We start from the raw sequence: 17,413 nt of genomic DNA, 5'->3' as shown, positions 1-17,413 counted from the left end.
CGGCAAAGCGAACGGAAAGGGCCGCTGATCAAGATCGATTTGGGAGAATTTTGTAACGGCCGGATCCACCCTCGGTTTCGCCGCTAATGAACAGAATCATCGACCTGGAAGCCGATCTACTGCAGGACGCGCCGCCAGAGATATGTGCCTCCATGCTGCCGAGGCGGGATAGTGTCTCTCGTCCCGACACGCCCATACCACCATATGCCCTTCGCCTCCGTCCCGTCTTCCGATAACACGACCTCAAATCCTCCTTCGCGGTCGTTCCCGGGTTGCTTCCAGGTTCCCTGCCAGCGACGATCGCGAAAGTCGGTGGTCGCGATCTGCCCCCCTTGCCAGGTGTAGGGGCCATTGCCGTGAATATCCAGCATCGCATAATATTTCTTATTGTCTTCGATCTCTGTAATTTCCCACTTGCCGCCCAAATCGATGCGATCGGTCGCGTTCGCCTGATCGCCATCCGTGCGATGGCTCAATGTCGTCGGATTTGGGAGGACACTCCCACCGCCGGTATCCGACTGCCTTCTAGATTCGTGCCAGGTCACGAGAACCCAGCGGCCGTCTCGCCGCTCCAACACACCGGTTTCTCGCATGGGAAGCACCATCCGGTCACTGTCATCCTCCGCACTGAGGTATCGGATATAGTCCAGTTCCATCGCGAACCAAGCGACATCGCCCTTCTGCCACACCTGGAGGTCCGTGATCGGGATCTCCAGCTTGTGGACGGCCTCGAACTCAGTACGCATCTCGGCCTCGTGAGCGGGCCATCCCACATATTTATGTCCGTCCATGGCGTATCCGATCGCATCGGCATCGTGTGACATGTATTTGGATAAAGTAGCGAGATCTCGATCGGCATTGGCTTTCACGATGAGCCGCAGCATGGCCTCGGGACCCGAAGGCTCTTCCGGCCAGACCTTGGCCGGATCGACATTGCTGAATGATAGGACGATAAGCAGCCAGCCCCAGCGGGGGATGACAGAGGACAAACACGATTCATATAACACGTTCATGGGCAACTGTCCTCGTTGGCTCGGTTCATGACAATCTTGATGGCTACAAGTCTCACACGCTGAACTCCAAGACCTTGTCGATCAGGAGGCACTTTGCCTCATGCCGTCGGGAGTGAAACATGAGGGTTTCGAAACGCTTGTACTTCTCGTGCCCGGAAAGGATTACCATCCTGCACGGCAGCGGCGGTGATCGACCATCAGACATCTATCTTGCACGACCTTGATGCCGGCACGAGCAAGGCGCTCCGCTGCCTCATCGTTCCGTATACCCGACTGGAACCAGACGGCCTTCGGCGCTTTGGCGAGAATGTCATCAATATGCGCCGGGATGTCTTGGACGCGGCGAAATACGTTAATCAAATCAACCTCGCCGGGAATGTCCACGAGCCGGCGAAAGACCTTTTTACCGAGAATTTCCTGTACGTTCGGCTCGTAGACGGGAACCGGAATCACCTCTACCCCGGCTGAAACCAGATACTGGGGCACATAGAAGGCCGGTCGTGATCCGCGCTTTTCGCTTCGAATGCCGAGCACGGCAACGCGTTTAGTCGTCGCGATGAGCTGCCTCACGCCATCCGAGTCTTCGATGAGATTCTTCTTCCATTGTCCTGGTTCAGTGGCTGACATAATGCCCTAATGCAGAGGGCAACTCTCTCCCTCGTTCCACCATTGGCGGATGGAGTCGTAGCTTCTCACTAGCGGGTGGAAAGGATGGGCACGGAGGTGGCCGACATAGCGGCAACTGAAGAACAGTGACAGCAGCAAGAAGCGTGCGACGACATTGTGCCGCTTCGGCGCAGCCTCATAGGAGCACGCGGACCGAGCAAGAGAATATCATCAGAAGCATCAGCCGCGCCTCCTCTAAGATCCGTCATCCGCTTCCTAACTTCCGACCCTCATTGCGTCAGGGATGGTGGCCTGTTCGCGGCGACTCGTGCGGAGGCTTTGGCCCCGCACTTGCCGATTGAATGCGATCGCTTTAGCGACGGCGATCACTGTTCGAAGGTTCATTCGTGCGAAGCAGCGAATGAACCAAGTTGCGCAGACGAGCGGACATGAGGCTTAGTGCGGTAAAGCCGTAGCATGGAGCCGGAAGCAGGCCACCATCCCCTATGTTTCCATCATCTCCAGCCTCGCATCAAATTCATGTCCGCAACTCAGGCAGCGGATACAATCGGACTCAACCGTGAACTCATCGGACCTGATTCCCATCCCTCCGCAGTCGGGACAACGGGCCAGATGAACTTTGATGTCATTGAGCGTCTCATATTGGGTACCGCGTGTGCAATAAACCGGTTTTCCGTCGAATAACCATGGATTACCCTTATTGTCGGCCACTGGCAGCACGATATAATGGCGGTTGACGTACTGTTCGATTTCCGCTTGATTGGCAAAACCGCCTTTAATTAATTTTCCGCTCGACGCCTCATAGAGTCCGTTATCTTTCACGATCGCCTTGGTTGGACCCATCCCCCACCTCCTTGTGCCATCAGGATGTTGAAACGGTCTCCGGCCTCACTCGCAATGCCTTAAGCCTGACTCGTGGAATATATCCCGCGACTCTCCTCTAGTTTTTTGTGAGAGCGAGAGCCGAACGACGCTTCACAAACGACGAACCATGCGTGCTACGCGACTCCTGAGTAATACCGCAGAATATTCGAAACTGAGATGACTCCGATGATTTCCGCATCTTGCGTCACCGCCAAATGGCGAGTGGCCTGGTCCTTCATCAAACGGACCGCCTCGATAATAGGACGGTGACTTTCGATGGCGACAAGCGGGGAGCGCATGCAGACTTTCACCGCCGTGCGAGCCGGGTCGAGGCCTTTGGCGACCACCTCACGCGCCAGAATGGAATCCGTGATGACGCCCGCATAAGACTGATTGTTCGTGACGAGCAACGAGCCGGTCTTCCACTTCTCCATGAGCTGCCCCGCCTCTCTCAAACTCGCATCTTGTGAAATGGTTCTGATGTCCGGCGACAAATGCTCCGCGACCTGCGGGCCGATCAACACGTGCTCATTTCGGTTCTGTCTCTTCGTTCCGGCCGCTCGGCGCGCTTCGAGCTCCGCGATGCAGCTCTCCAGCACGCGACTGCGCTGCAATAAGGTTTGACGCTCGGTATCCAAGCCGACACTCTCAGGCGCCTCATCGGTCATATTCACCAGGCCGGCCGCTTCTCCCACTTGCGCGTACTCGTACGCGCCCAAGAGATCGGAACTCTCTCCCAGGATATCGCTGATCAAGCGCTCGGTCTCCAAATCGAACTCTTCCAGAGAGCGTGCAGCCTTGCTCCGATCAAAATACGAACGCAGCTGGGCAAGCTGTTCCCGCAGGCGACCAATGTTGCGATCAAGAGAGAGTCTCCGTCTCGGCGGCGGACTGAGCGTTTTCATAGAAACCTCCTGTCCGGGTGGCAGGGAAGCGATCTTACGCCGGTATGAAAGACGAGGCAAGCGGGCTTTTCGACTCACACCGGCTTGCGGCGATAGCCGAGAAGTATGACATCACCACGGGGATTCATGGAAGGATACAGACCAGTTCCGGCAAGATCGGCTGTGGCATCATCCCGTCGGTTGCACCACCCTCGCCCGCTGGCGCAGCACCCACCAGCGCAGGCGGTCGAGGTAGAGATAGACGACCGGCGTGGTATATAGCGTCAATAATTGGCTCACGAGCAACCCTCCGACGATCGCGATGCCGAGAGGCCGCCGCAATTCGGACCCCACGCCGGTGCCCAGCGCCAAGGGCAAGGCCCCGAACAAGGCCGCCATGGTGGTCATCATGATCGGACGAAAGCGCAGCAAGCAGGCTTCGTAAATCGCCTCCGCCGGTCCCTTGCCTTCCTTGCGCTCGGCCTCCAAGGCAAAATCGATCATCATGATCGCGTTCTTCTTCACGATGCCGATCAAGAGCACGATCCCGATGAGGGCGATCAGAGTCAATTCCGTCTTGAAGAGCAATAGCGCGAGCAGGGCGCCGACTCCGGCCGAGGGCAGGGTCGAGAGAATAGTAAGCGGATGAACATAACTTTCATAGAGAATGCCCAGCACGATATAGACGACGACGATCGCCGCGAGGATGAGATACGGCGCCGTATCGAGCGACGATTGAAACGCCTTCGCCGCCCCTTGGAAACTGCCTTTGATGCCGGCCGGCAATCCCATCTGGCCCAACGCCTCTTCGATCGTCTCCACCGCTTCTCCCAGCGAGACGCCGGGCGCCATGTTGAAGGACAAGGTCACGCCGGGAAACTGGCCCTGATGGTTCACGGACAGCAACGAAGAGGCCGGCTCATAACGGGCCACGGCGCTCAGCGGGACCTGTGCGCCGGTCATCGATCGGACATAGATGTCATGCAGAGCCGAGGGGTCCTGCCAATACCTGGGAGCGACTCCCATCACGACGTGATACTGGTTGAGCGGCGTATACATGATGGAGACCTGCCGCTGCCCGAAGGCATCGTAGAGTGTATCGTCGATCAACTGCGGCGTCACGCCCAGCCTTGACGCCGTGTTCCGATCAAACACCACCAGCGACTGATGACCCTTGTCCTGCTGGTCGCTGTTGACATCGGCAATCTCCGGCAGTGTGCGCAGTCGGCGTTCGACCTCCGGCACCCAGGTATTGAGCTCGGCCAGATCCACGCTCTGCAGGGTATATTGATATTGCGCGCTGCTCGATCGGCCGCCGATGCGCAGATCCTGGACGGCTTGGAGGTATGTCGGCGCGCCCGGAATCTTCGCCAGTTTGCCGCGCAAACGTGCGATGACCTGGTCCACATCGATCCCGCGTTCCTCAAGCGGCTTCAACGCGACCCACATGCGGCCGGAATTCATCGACCCGCCGTATCCTCCTCCTAAAAATCCTGTCACGTTGTCCACGGCCGGATCCTGTTGAACGATGTCCACGACCTCCGTCAACTTCTGCCGCATGGCTTGGTACGAGATATCCTGCGCAGCCTGAATATTTCCGAACATGCGCCCCGTATCCTGCTGCGGAAAGAAACCTTTGGGGATGATGACGTAAAGATAGATACTGAGGCCCATGGTCATCAAGGTGACGGCCAACATGCTGCGGGGATGCCGCAGCACCCACCCGAGACTTGACGCGTATCCCCCGCGCATCGCTTCGAACAGGCCCTCGCTCACCCGATAGAGGCGGCCGTGACGCCGCCTGTGATGAGACGGCAAAAACCTCGCGCACATCATCGGGGTTGTGGTCAGCGAGACCACCAACGAAATCAGAATGGCGACCGACAGGGTGACGGCAAACTCGCGGAATAATCTTCCGATCATGCCGCCCAATAAGAGAATCGGGATGAAGACGGCCACCAGCGACACCGTCATCGAAAGCACGGTAAAGGCGATTTCCTTCCCGCCGCGCAAGGCGGCTTGGAGCGGCGGCATCCCCTGCTCGCGATACCGGCTGATGTTTTCGAGGACAACAATCGCATCATCCACGACAAAACCGGTGGCGATGGTCAATGCCATCAAAGACAGATTGTCGAGACTGTAGCCGAAGAGGTACATGACGCCGAAGGTGCTGACCAACGACACGGGCACGGCGACACTCGGAATCAGAGTCGCCCGCAGATCCCGGATGAAGACGAATACCACCAGAATGACCAACAGCACCGAAATAGCCAAGGTCCGTTCGACTTCATGCAGCGACGCCCGAATGACGGGCGAGCGGTCGCTCACCACGGACAAGGTCATACTGCCCGGAATCGACGCCTCCAACTGCGGCAGGAGCGCGCGCACCCGATCCACCGTTTCGATTAAGTTGGCGCCCGTTTGCCGATAGATGATGATGATGACGGCCGGCTTGCCGTTCGCCAATCCCAGTGTCCGGACGTCTTCTACCGAATTGTCCACCGTCGCCACATCCGAGAGCCGCACCGCTCGGCCCTCGCGGTACGCCACAATCAAAGGCAAATAATCTTCGGCCGTATGGAGTTGGTCGTTGGTCTTGATTTCCCAGGACCTCGTCTCGTCGGAGAGCTGGCCCTTGGGGCGATTCACGTTGGTGTCGTTCAACATGCGGCGCACATCACCGAGCCCGATCCCGTACTTGTTCAGCGCGGTCGGATTCAGCTCCACACGCACCGCCGGCAAGGAACCGCCCCCGACCACCACTTGGCCGACACCCTCCACCTGCGAAAGTTTTTGCTGCAGGATGCTGGAGGCGACGTCGTACATCTTGCCGCGGCTGACCATCTCGGACGTCAGCGCCAGAAGGATGATCGGCGCATCGGCCGGATTGATCTTTCGATACTGCGGATTCATGGGCAGCGTACTCGGCAGATCGCCGCGGGCGGCAGTAATAGCCGCCTGCACATCTCTAGCCGCTCCGTCGATATTCCGGTTTAATTCAAACTGGAGAACGATGCCGCTGGATCCCAGCGTGCTGGTCGAGGTCATTTCCGTGACGCCGGCGATCCGCGAAAATTGCCGCTCGAGCGGAGCCGCCACCGACGTCGCCATGGTCTCGGGGCTGGCGCCGGGAAGATTCGCGGACACATAAATCGTCGGGAATTCGATTTGCGGCAAGGCCGCCACGGGCAGGAACTGGAACGCGATGACTCCAAGGAGCGTCACCCCCAAGGTCAACAGCGTCGTGGCGACCGGTCGTTGAATAAACGGCGCCGAGATATTCATATCGGATCGGCGGTCAGAGCCTCGCCCCTCGCGGCCGACGCCCGGCGATCGGACAGGCGGCGGGCCATTCGATCAAACGCCAGATACACGACGGGGGTGGTGTACAGGGTCAGCGCTTGGCTGACAATCAGGCCGCCGACGATCGCGATGCCCAGCGGGCGCCGCAGTTCGGCCCCCACGCCGGTGCTGACCGCGAGCGGCAGGGCGGCCAGGAGCGCAGCCATGGTCGTCATCATGATCGGCCGGAACCGCAGGAGGCAGGCTTCATAGATCGCATCCGCCGGCTGTTTTCCGTCCTTGCGCTCCGCTTCCAACGCGAAGTCGATCATCATAATGGCGTTCTTCTTCACGATGCCGATCAACAGGATGAGGCCGATCAACGCCATCACGCTGAATTCCGTCCCGACCAGCATCAAGGCGAGCAGAGCGCCCACCCCGGCGGAGGGCAAGGTGGAAAGGATCGTCAGCGGATGGATGTAGCTTTCGTAGAGAATCCCCAGCACGATATACACCGTCACCAGCGCCGCCAGAATCAGAATCGGAGTATTGACCAAGGATTTTTGAAACGCCTGCGCCGTGCCTTGGAAGCTGCCTCTGATGCTGGGAGGCAGGCCGATTTGCTCCGTCGCCCGTTCGATCGCGCGAACCGCGCGGCCGAGCGATTCGCCCGGCGCTAAATTGAACGACAGCGTGACGGCGGGAAACTGTCCCTGGCGATTGATGACCAGCGGCGCGGTGGTTTCCGTCACTCGGGTGAAAACGCTGAGAGGAACCTGCCCGCCGCCGGCGGAGCGCACGTCGAGAAACTGCAAGGCCTGCGGGCCCTTTTGAAATTCGGGCATCACCTCGAGAACGACGCGATACTGATTCAGTTGCGTGAACATGGTGGACACCTGCCGCTGCCCGAAGGCGTCGTACAGCGTATCGGTGATCAGCTGCGGGCTGATCCCCAACCGGGCGGCCGTGTTCCGATCGATATCGATCATAGCCGCCAGACCCTGATCCTGCTGGTCGCTGCTTACATCGCGCAATTCAGGAAGCGCCCGAAGCGCATCGAGCAACGCGGGAGCCCAGCGTTGCAGTTCTTCCGGATCGGCGTCTTCCAGGGTGTATTGATATTGCGTGCGACTCACCCGATCTTCCACCGTGAGGTCCTGCACCGGCTGCATATACAGCGTGATCCCCTGCGCGCCCGCCAGGCGGGAGTGCAATCGCTTGATGACATCCGGCGCCCGCTCGGACCGCTGGGCGAGCGGTTTTAGATTGATCTGCATACGTCCGCTATTGAGCGTGGTGTTGATGCCGTCCACTCCGATGAACGAAGAAAGACCGGCGACCGCCGGATCTTCCAGGATGATCTTGGCCAGCGCCTGTTGGCGCTCGGCCATCGCAGGAAACGAAACCGATTGGGCCGATTCGGAAATACCCAGGATGACGCCGGTGTCCTGAACGGGAAAGAAACCTTTCGGGATCACGATATAGAGGAAGACCGTCAGGAGCAGCGTTCCGACGGCCACGACCAAGGTGGCCGGCTGATGCGCCAAGACCCATCGCAGGCTCTTGCCATAGGCCGCGATGGTGCGATCGAAGAAGGCTTGAGAGGCGCGGTAAAACCGGCCCTGCTTGGCCACGGGCCGATAGCGCAACAGTCGGGCGCACATCATCGGCGTCAACGTCAGGGAGACCATCGCCGAGATCAGAATCGTGACGCTCAGCGTGACGGCGAATTCCCGGAACAACTGCCCCACGACATCACCCATCAGCAAGAGTGGAATCAAGACCGCGATGAGCGACAGCGTCAGCGACAGAATCGTAAAGCCGATCTGCTGAGAACCTTTGAGCGCAGCCTGCAGAGGTTGGTCGCCCCGTTCGATGTACCGGGCGATGTTCTCGATCATGACGATTGCATCGTCCACCACGAACCCGGTCGAGATGGTCAGAGCCATTAATGTGAGATTGTTGAGGCTGAACCCCAGCAGATACATCGCGCCGAACGTCCCCACGAGGCTGAGCGGCACCGCCGCCGCCGGAATGACCGTGGCGGAAAGCGTCCGCAGAAAGAGAAAGATCACCATCACGACGAGCGCGACGGCAAGCACCAACTCGAACTGCACGTCCCGCACCGAGGCCCGGATCGACATCGTGCGATCGGTCAAGACGGCCACATGCACCGACGACGGGAGCGCGCTTTGCAGCTGCGGGAGGAGATTCTTGACCCGATCCACCACCTCAATGACGTTGGCGCCCGGCTGCCGTTGAATATTGACGATCACGGCCGGCGTCTCATTCATCCACGCGGCCTGCCGCACGTTTTCCACGTCGTCGATGACATCGGCCACGTCGGACAGATGCACCGGGGCACCGTTCCGATAGGAGACAATCAACGGACGATATTCACGGCTCGAAAGGAGCTGGTCGGTCGCGTTGATGATCGACGCGCGGCGAGGCCCGTCGAACGTCCCTTTCGCTTGGTTCACATTGGCGGCCGCCACGGCGAATCGGATATCCTCCAACGTCATGCCATAGGCCGAGAGGGCCCGAGGATTGGCCTGGATTCGCACCGCCGGCCGTTGTCCGCCGCTGATGCTGACCAGGCCCACGCCGGATAACTGAGAAATCTTTTGCGCGAAGCGGGTCTCGGCGAGATCTTCCACCTGAGGCAGCGGCAATGTCTCAGAGGTCAGAGCCAAGGTCAGAATCGGCGCATCGGCGGGATTGACCTTGCTATAAATCGGCGGAGCCGGCAGATCGCGCGGCAGAAAGGACCCGGCTGCATTGATGGCGGCTTGAACCTGCTGTTCGGCGACGTCCAAATCCAAATCGAGACTGAACTGCAGGGTGATGACCGAACTGCCGCCGGAACTGGCGGAGGTCATCTGATTCAAGCCGGGCATCTGCCCGAACTGGCGTTCCAAAGGCGCCGTGACGGACGAGGCCATCACGGACGGGCTCGCGCCTGGATAGAAAGTCAGGACTTGGATGGTCGGATAATCGACTTGCGGCAGCGCCGAGACGGGGAGCTGCCTGTAGGCGACGAGACCGGCGAGCAGGATGGCAACCATCGTGAGCGCGGTCGCCACCGGCCGGAGGATGAAAAGACGGGACGGGTTCACGTGCGCGGCCCTTGAGGCGCCTGTCCGTCCGGTGATTCGGCCGCCGGTTTCTGAACAGGCGACTGACCCGGTTGCCGCACCTCGACTTTGGTGCCGTCACGAAGTTTTTCGGTGCCGTCCACGACCACCACGTCATTGGGCGCCAGGCCCGCCTCAATGGCGCTGTCCTCTCCGTGGCTGATACCCACCTCGACCGGCCGTACGCCGACCGTCTGGTCTTCTTTCAGAACATAGACGAAGGCGCCCTGCGGCCCGCGCTGAACGGCGGCCGACGGCACGATCGTCGCCCCGCGCTTCGTGTCTAGCAATAATTGGGCGTTCACGAATTGATTCGGAAACAGCTCATTGTTGTCGTTCTGGAAAATGGCCTTGAGCCTGACCGTCCCGGTGTTCGGATCGATTTGGTTATCAACGGTCAACAAGGTGCCGCTCGCCAGCAGCCGCTTATGTTCGCGGTCGAAGGCCTCGACGGGCAGTCGCTCGCCGGTCGCGAGTTTGCTCATCAGGGCGGGCAACCGGTCTTCAGGGATGGTAAAGATGACGGTAATGGGCTGAAGTTGCGTAATCACCAGGAGCCCGTTGGGATCATTGGCTCGCACCATGTTGCCTTGGTCCACGAGCCGTAGGCCCACACGGCCGTCAATCGGCGCCGTGATACGACTATAGAGAAGTTGCAGTTTGGCGTTATCGATTTGGCCCTGATCGGCCTTGACGATCCCCTCGTTCTGGCGAACCAACGCTTCCTGGGTATCCAGCTGTTGTTTCGGGACGAATCCCTGTTCATACAGCCCGCGGTACCGCTCCAGATCCAACTGCGCATTCTTGAGCTGGGCCAGGTCCCGCGCCATCTGTCCCTCCGCCTGGGTCAACTGCACCTCGAACGGACGCGGATCGATCTGGGCCAACAGATCGCCCTTGCGCACGAGTTGTCCTTCCTTGAACAGGATCTGCATGAGTTGGCCGTCCACGCGGCTTCGCACGGTAACCGTGTTGAACGGTACGACAGAGCCGAGCCCGCTGAGGTAGATGCCGATGTCGCCGGCCCTTGCCGATGCCGTCACGACCGGCACAGACCGGGACGCGCCATGGCCGGCCGGTCCGACGGCACGGGATTGCTCCTCGCCGGATCTTGAGACGAGCGCATAGGCTCCAATGGCGAGCAGGCTGATCACGAGGAGAACGAGCAGCAAGCGCGTCAGTTGTCGCGGCCGTGCTGTCGCTGTCGGACTGTCGGTCTTGATGAAATCGTGAGCCCCAGCCATCCTTCCACCGTTCCGACTCGTGGATTCCGTAGCCGAGGAAACGCTGTCATCAGAGTGTAACTCAAACATGGCGCTCCATGGGTCGTTTTGTACGGATATACAGAGCGAACAGGACGGCGCCGAGCAGGAAACAGAGGCCGATGCCCGCAACAGAATACAATCTTGCCTCCCACATCATGGCATCCCTGAGCTGAGACGGTCCAGGGTTCAGGATACCTGATTCCGCCAACGCCAGCCACGGAACATAGAGTGGAATTACCGAGGCCAGCAGGCATTCGACGCTCCACACCAGACAGCTCCGTCCCCAAACGGCACGGATCGTGGGGGCGCGCCGCGACACGAATACACCGGTGCCGATCAGCCCTCCGAGAAACAGCGTCGCCGTAAATTTTGGGGAAATCGAGGCGGCATCGATCAACATGGCCGGAATGAGGTAAAGGGCGAATCCCGAAATTGTCCCGATCACCACGGCCGACAAAAGACGTCCAATCCGGCTCACCATACATGTCTCCGATCACGGCTGTCCGGCGGATCGCGGACCTCGCTCCGCTTCGGACACAAATTCCCGTGATTTGGTCCATCGACCCCGCAGACCGGCATAGAGACCGTCCAACTTCTGCTGCTGGTCCGGCGACAACGTCGCCTTCATATCCGCCATTGCTTGTGCGAGGATCTTCTCCACTTCCGGCTGATGTTCGAAGCGCAACTGCAAGAGCTGCTTGTGAGTCCGATCCACTATCGGTTTCATGGCCGCTTGTTGCGCCGAATCCAACGCGAGGTCGCGGGTCAACTTTTTCATCAGCCGTTCCTGCCTAGCCGCCGGTCCTCGGTCTCCCCGATGGTCTCCCTCATATTGCCAATAGAGGGCGGCGCCGACGATGCCGGTCAGGACGCCGGCGAGGAACAAGACGACCAGGCCGATCCAGAGCTTCTGTCGTGTCATGACGGCCTTTTTTCCTCGTTTCAATTCTATTCAATCAGCGCCGGACCCGGCTCCAAATCCTCGGATAGCAACGCGGTCAGTTCCCCTTGATCGGTTCCGGCATAGAACAAGGCGGATCCGGCAAGGAGAGCGGCGAAGGCGGCCGCCGCCGCCGCCGATCGCCAGACGCAAAGTTCTATCCACGCGCCAGCTTCCCCCGGAGAGTGAACGCTTTCCCGCCGGATATCCCGCATCACTGCCTGAGCCCAGCCGGTATCGAGCGGAGGAGCTTCGCGATCCCGATGGACCTTCGCGAGGGTCCGCTCCAGATGAGCCATATCCTTACGGCTTCGTTTCGTCATGACGCCGCTCCTGTGCCACAAATACTTGCCGAAGTGCCTGCCTGGCTCGATACGCTCTGACCTTCACATTGACCGTGCTCCAGCCCAGCAGTTTGGCCGCCTCGCGGACCGAATGTCCTTCCAGGTGCACGAGGGTGAGGACGAGCCGATGTTCCGGTGAAAGCCGGCTCAAGGCCCATTCCAGAACCTCTTTCGCTTCCCGCCGTCCGGCCTCCTCGTGAAAACGCGCCTCCGAGTCGGCCGTCAACACCCGTTCGATCCATGCGTCATGCTCCTCCGTCAATGCGCTGACCGGTGTTGCGCCGCGCTTCGTGTCCCGCCAGAAATCATAGCAGGCGCGGACGGCAATGCCGGACAACCAATGGGCGAACGGCACATCGGTCGAATACCCGCCCAATCCAGCGTAGGCTCGGACAAAGACATCATGGGCCACCTCGCTCACTCTGTCGGACGGCACATGCCGGCTGACGATTCTCGCCACATGCGTGCGATAGCGCGCCAGCAACTCCCCGAAGCGGTCAACGTCGCCATGCAAGACCCGCTCGATAATGTCCAAATCATCCGGCACCGGCGCCTATGCTCCATGAGAACAGGTCGCCGCCCGCGGCCTGCCGGCCCGCATCATACCCTAACGGGCAATGAACCTCATGGATCATCGGGACAAAGGTCGGCCGCTTTAACCCGCCTGGTTCGCTTCCTGACTACCGGAGTCCCTGTCGGCGGCCTTCTCGGAAGAGGCACTTTCGTTTGCCGGTCCGTCGGCATCAGCTTGGATCATGCGCGATCGATAGCCATGCCACATCTGCCGGCGCAGCGCCTGATGCTTCTCTCGTTGCTCGGACGTCAGGACGGCGGAGGCTTCACGCTTGGATTTGATGCCGATCATACGCAGCTTGCCTTCCAATCCCTCCTGTTCATTCACCTTCGCTTCAATCACCGAGAGATCCGTTTTTTCATCCGAGACGAGGGCCCGCAATTCCCGCGCCGCCACCATCACATCGGCGTGGGCCCGGATCGCCGCCAGATCCTGTTGCAGCGCGATGCTTTTCAGTTTTTGGACCTGCTCGTCAGTCAATCCCAGGTCTTGCCGATGCCGCAACAGATGGTTGGCAAATCCATGGGCCTTGCCGCCATGCCCCGACATGGCGTGGCTGCCCGCTCCAGCCCCATACGCGCTTTTGTACGAGAACCAGCCATTTGCCCAGCCGGGGGCGGCAGTGAAGGCCAGCGTAGCCAGACCCATGAGCATCCCAAACGCTATGGTCCCAACTCTTGTCATGACAACCTCCTCCCAAATGGATAAATTGTTTCTTCCTATTTCTTAGTCGTGGCCGGCGGCTGAAAGGTTACATACTGATGTGGAATATGCTTGCGAAGAGAATGGTTGGGCGGGCGCGGCTACTAAACCGGAGCGTATACAATCAGGACAGATCGGGTAAGCCTGACTATTTCTCGTCGATCTCAAAGGAATTGGTATAGAAGGGTCGTCCGAATCCAATACGGTAGGTACCGGGGTTGGGCGGTTGCATCGATCCATCGCCGCCGGATGTCGGCCACAGGTATTCATGATGATCACCCGGCGGCAGATCACGGAACGAAACGAGATTGCCCGTCGCGCGCAGCTCGACCGGTTTCCATTCACCGCCCTCGGTCTTCGTTTCCAGCACTGCGAATTCTCCATCTACGGCGGCACGATCGACGATCGGGGTGGCCACATCGGAGACGTTGGTGACGGTAATCCGGACCACCTCACCCCTCTTGTACACCCGCTGGTCGGTCTCGTACTTCAAGGCCGGGCCCGGGGTGTCGGCTCCGGCCACATCCGGAGCGGGCAAGGATAAGGGAGGCGCCGCGTGGGCGAGGGGCAGGAGACCGAACACCGTATACCAAGCGATGAAAACTATCGCCGGGATATGAACGCGCACGCCTTGCCGTTGTGCTATTGGACGATTATCCATAGACTCATTTTGAGGGAGACCGGTAGCTTATTCCAGTCGGAACTTTTCTTTAAGGTAGGTCCGGGACAGAGGCCGGAGCACGGCGCGACACCGGCAAGATTCGGCGCAGAGGCGGAAGCAACGACCCGGCGAGCATCCCGGCGCCGGCCATGAGAAATCCGACTAACTGGGGAGGCCAGACATCATTGTGGCGACCGAACAGTTCGAGCCAAATCCAAGTCCCGAGACCGGCCCCGATGGCGGCCAGCGCGCCTTGGCTGGTGGCGCGCGTCCAATAGAGCCCGGCCACCAGCGGGATAAAAGCCGCCACCAACGTGACCTTATAGGCGCTCTCGACCATCTTAAAGATACTGGCCTCGGAATTGAGCGCAAACACCAGGACCATCCCGGTGAAGCAGACGAGCGCCGCCCGCATGGTGCGCAAGAAGGCGCGCTCGTCCATACCCGGGATCAATCCTTTGAGAATGTTCTCGCTGAATGCGATGGAAGGTGCGAGCAAGGTCGCACTTGAACAGCTCATAATCGCCGAGAGTACCGCGCCGAAGAAAATAATCTGCGCCGCAACCGGCGTGTGCTGCAGAATGAGGGTCGGCAGCACCAATTGCGAATCCTGCGCCAGCAATGAGCCGAAGAGCGCCGGTTCGATCAACATCGCCGCATAGGCCAAAAACATCGGCACGAAGGCAAAGACGAAATAGAGCGAACCGCCCAACACCGACCCCCGCACGGCGGTTACCTCGTCCTTGGCCGAGGTGATTCGTTGGAAGACATCCTGTTGGGGAATGGAGCCAAGCATCATGGTAATCCAGGCACCGACAAAGGGCAGCCAGGTCGCGAACCCACCCGTAGGGAAGAACGCTAATTTCCCCGCCGAGGCCGCATGGTCTAGGACCGCGCCGACACCGCCGGCAAGCCCGCTGACGATGGCTCCGATATAGAGCATCCCGCCCATGATGATTGTAATCTGCACGAAGTCCAGGATGGCGACGGAGAACATGCCGCCGAACACCGTATAGGTCAGGACAATGGCGGCGCCGATGACCATGCCGACCGGTTGGGCCACGACCCCGTCGGTCACCACGTCGAAGATCAGGCCCATCGCTTTGATCTGTGCCGACACCCATCCCAAATAGGACGCGACGATGCAGAGCGTGCACAAGACTTCGACGGAGCGGTTGTATCGCAGCCGGTAATAATCACCGATCGTCAAGAGATTGAGCCGGTAGAAGCGCCGGGCAAAGAATAGCCCCGCCAGAATAAGGCAGAGGCTCGATCCGAAGGGATCCGCCACGACTCCGCGTAACCCATCCTTCACGAAGGTGGCGGAGATCCCCAGCACGGTTTCCGCCCCGAACCAGGTGGCAAAGACGGTGGCCGTCACGACCGGCAGCGGCAGCCGGCGTCCCGCTACGGCAAAATCTTTCGTGTTGTGCACGCGGGTTGCGGCATAGAGACCGATCCCGACCGAAACGAACAGGTAGAGAACGACAAAAGACAGGATCATGCGTGCGGCAAGCTAGATGAGTTGGAACGCGCGGATTGTAACGAGGAGAACGGCGACAGGCAATGGATTAATGAAATCTCAGCCGACGCCGACATAGCTGCTGGTCCTGAACCTCGCGTAAGGCGGGTTCGAGGACAAGGGCCTAGCGGTCGCCAGCGAACTGTCATCACATCGTCGTCTCGTCGCTCAATGCGATGGCTCGGCCGCAGGCCACCGTATGGCGTTTAAAAGGGCGGCCAGCCGATAGCCGGCTTTGGCGAGTTGTTGCTCTACGAAACGGGCCTCGTCCTCCTCATAGCCGGGAGCCAAGGTGATCGTGATCTTCTGCAATTCGTCATGGGGTCCCCCGAACTCTCCCGCGCCGAACGTGAGGCGTTCATACGCCGCCTTGCCTTCCCGAACAGCTTCGATCGCCCACTGATCAACCCACCGGTGATACGAGCCGCTGCCATCCCAAGCCGGTTGATGGCCATGCTTCAGGAGATCAGTAGCCAGCTCTTGATATGCCCGGCCCTTGGCCACGGCGGCCACCAGACGATGATCCCAAAATGCATGCAGCTCTTCTTCCGCTTCATAAAACAAGAGATTGCCCCCATGATCGAGTTCTTTTCCGGCAGCCTGAAGGGGATCGGTAATCAGGTCGGCCTGACGGTGATCGTCGAACCGGTAATATCCGCTTCCGACGTGGAGGGGCTGGTGAAGATCTCCAAGCAAGTGGACCAGCCATCGCAGCGCCTGTGTCCTGGTTATCTCGGAAGGAGAAACAGTCTTTGCCTCGAGGACGGTGGCGCAGCGCCTGATGCTATGCACGATGTCATTGAACCGGCTACCGACCGTCTTATTTGTGTAAGCGGCGGTACCCAATGGAAGATCGACATAATGCCATTCTCGATTGTCGGGAAAGGCTTGGTTGAAATGCTCGGCCTCCGGATCATGCACCAATGGACCGGCATTCTTCTTTGCGCGCTTCAGATCATCCGGCCATGTCGCGATGGTGGCCAAGGTTTCGGCGGGACGAAGCAGCGAGCGAATGGCAGCCCGCGCTTCCGGAGTCAGTTGAGCATCGGCGATCGCTCCTATTGTCTGATGACCTAAATCGCCATAGGCCCATGCCTGTGACGTTTGAGACACCAGGACAATGAATGGGACAATGAAGAAGACATTCCGAGGCGAGATTCCACACTGGATGAGCCTCTTATGCATGCACCAGCTCCCTCAAATATTCACTGGATTGTACAACGAACCGAGTGAGCGGGACAGAACCCACCAGGTAAGGATAAAAAGCCGGTGAATCGTTCGATCCACCGGCCTGTGTCGCACACGGCACCCGGCTACTCCGTCACGCGCTCTTTGGCGCCCTTCATTTTGCCTTTGGCCCGCTCTGTTCCGCCCTTGGCTTTGCCTTTCGCCCGCTCGCCGGCCGCCTTCATGTCATTGCCCTTCATATCCTCGACCGCGCCTTTGACCTGGCCCTTGCCCTCTTCCACCGCACCTTTCATTTCCCCTTTCATCTCTTCGACCTTGGCCTTCGTTTCACCGGCGTAAGAAACAAATACAAAGCCCGTGAAGGCGAAGATCGTCGCCGCTGCCATCAGCATCCCGTTGCGGATCATACCGTC

General features: G+C 59.5%; 16 protein-coding genes. All 16 read right to left on the bottom strand.

Annotation, left to right across the window (positions count from 1 at the left end; translation table 11 throughout):
• Positions 1–116: 116 nt before the first annotated feature.
• The 16 genes from ACWGXE_RS04150 to ACWGXE_RS04075 all read right to left on the bottom strand — a co-directional run bounded on the left by ACWGXE_RS04150 (position 117) and on the right by ACWGXE_RS04075 (position 17,407).
• Positions 117–1,013 carry a nuclear transport factor 2 family protein gene (locus ACWGXE_RS04150; RefSeq protein WP_447601562.1) on the bottom strand — a complete coding sequence of 299 codons (897 nt, stop codon included), beginning with the start codon at positions 1,011–1,013 and terminating at the stop codon, positions 117–119.
• Positions 1,014–1,175: 162 nt separating this feature from the next.
• Positions 1,176–1,640 (bottom strand): CoA-binding protein, encoded by a 465-nt coding sequence (locus tag ACWGXE_RS04145; protein ID WP_447601560.1) that lies wholly within the window; start codon positions 1,638–1,640, stop codon positions 1,176–1,178.
• A 483-nt stretch (positions 1,641–2,123) separates the two neighbouring features.
• Positions 2,124–2,483, bottom strand: a complete 360-nt coding sequence (locus ACWGXE_RS04140; protein ID WP_447601558.1) for a hypothetical protein — start codon at positions 2,481–2,483, stop codon at positions 2,124–2,126.
• Positions 2,484–2,638: 155 nt separating this feature from the next.
• Positions 2,639–3,409 (bottom strand): CBS domain-containing protein, encoded by a 771-nt coding sequence (locus ACWGXE_RS04135; protein ID WP_447601557.1) that lies wholly within the window; start codon positions 3,407–3,409, stop codon positions 2,639–2,641.
• Positions 3,410–3,577: 168 nt separating this feature from the next.
• Positions 3,578–6,673: a multidrug efflux RND transporter permease subunit gene (locus ACWGXE_RS04130; protein ID WP_447601555.1), complete on the bottom strand. Its 3,096-nt coding sequence runs from the start codon at positions 6,671–6,673 to the stop codon at positions 3,578–3,580.
• Complete coding sequence (locus ACWGXE_RS04125) at positions 6,670–9,786, bottom strand: MdtB/MuxB family multidrug efflux RND transporter permease subunit (RefSeq protein WP_447601553.1); 3,117 nt, start codon at positions 9,784–9,786, stop codon at positions 6,670–6,672. Before ACWGXE_RS04125 ends, ACWGXE_RS04130 begins: the two co-directional genes overlap by 4 nt.
• The gene (locus ACWGXE_RS04120) at positions 9,783–11,048 is read right to left on the bottom strand and encodes an MdtA/MuxA family multidrug efflux RND transporter periplasmic adaptor subunit (protein WP_447601551.1); all 1,266 of its coding nucleotides are present in this window, start codon (positions 11,046–11,048) and stop codon (positions 9,783–9,785) included. Before ACWGXE_RS04120 ends, ACWGXE_RS04125 begins: the two co-directional genes overlap by 4 nt.
• 61 nt (positions 11,049–11,109) lie before the next feature.
• Positions 11,110–11,550: a hypothetical protein gene (locus tag ACWGXE_RS04115; RefSeq protein ID WP_447601549.1), complete on the bottom strand. Its 441-nt coding sequence runs from the start codon at positions 11,548–11,550 to the stop codon at positions 11,110–11,112.
• 12 nt (positions 11,551–11,562) lie between these two features.
• Entirely contained in the window at positions 11,563–11,991 is a 429-nt protein-coding gene (locus ACWGXE_RS04110) for a hypothetical protein (RefSeq protein WP_447601547.1), read from the bottom strand.
• A 26-nt stretch (positions 11,992–12,017) separates the two neighbouring features.
• Positions 12,018–12,332 carry a hypothetical protein gene (locus tag ACWGXE_RS04105; RefSeq protein ID WP_447601545.1) on the bottom strand — a complete coding sequence of 105 codons (315 nt, stop codon included), beginning with the start codon at positions 12,330–12,332 and terminating at the stop codon, positions 12,018–12,020.
• Positions 12,313–12,900 (bottom strand): RNA polymerase sigma factor, encoded by a 588-nt coding sequence (locus ACWGXE_RS04100; protein ID WP_447601543.1) that lies wholly within the window; start codon positions 12,898–12,900, stop codon positions 12,313–12,315. The genes ACWGXE_RS04105 and ACWGXE_RS04100 overlap by 20 nt, the downstream gene beginning before the upstream one ends.
• Before the next feature lie 108 nt (positions 12,901–13,008).
• Positions 13,009–13,611, bottom strand: coding sequence for a Spy/CpxP family protein refolding chaperone (locus ACWGXE_RS04095; RefSeq protein ID WP_447601541.1), 603 nt, complete (start codon positions 13,609–13,611; stop codon positions 13,009–13,011).
• A gap of 166 nt (positions 13,612–13,777) precedes the next feature.
• On the bottom strand, positions 13,778–14,290 hold the full coding sequence (locus ACWGXE_RS04090; protein WP_447601539.1) for a hypothetical protein: 513 nt from the start codon (positions 14,288–14,290) through the stop codon (positions 13,778–13,780).
• Between the two features lie 49 nt (positions 14,291–14,339).
• On the bottom strand, positions 14,340–15,794 hold the full coding sequence (locus tag ACWGXE_RS04085; RefSeq protein ID WP_447601537.1) for a sodium:solute symporter family protein: 1,455 nt from the start codon (positions 15,792–15,794) through the stop codon (positions 14,340–14,342).
• Positions 15,795–15,980: 186 nt separating this feature from the next.
• Positions 15,981–16,997, bottom strand: a complete 1,017-nt coding sequence (locus ACWGXE_RS04080) for a S1/P1 nuclease (protein ID WP_447601535.1) — start codon at positions 16,995–16,997, stop codon at positions 15,981–15,983.
• 128 nt (positions 16,998–17,125) lie between these two features.
• Positions 17,126–17,407, bottom strand: a complete 282-nt coding sequence (locus tag ACWGXE_RS04075; RefSeq protein WP_447601534.1) for a hypothetical protein — start codon at positions 17,405–17,407, stop codon at positions 17,126–17,128.
• Between the last annotated feature and the right edge of the window lie 6 nt (positions 17,408–17,413).

The organism is Nitrospira sp. Nam80, from assembly GCF_965152575.1.
Note: the sequence above shows the minus strand (reverse complement) of the source record. Positions and strands in the feature narration are given on the sequence as shown.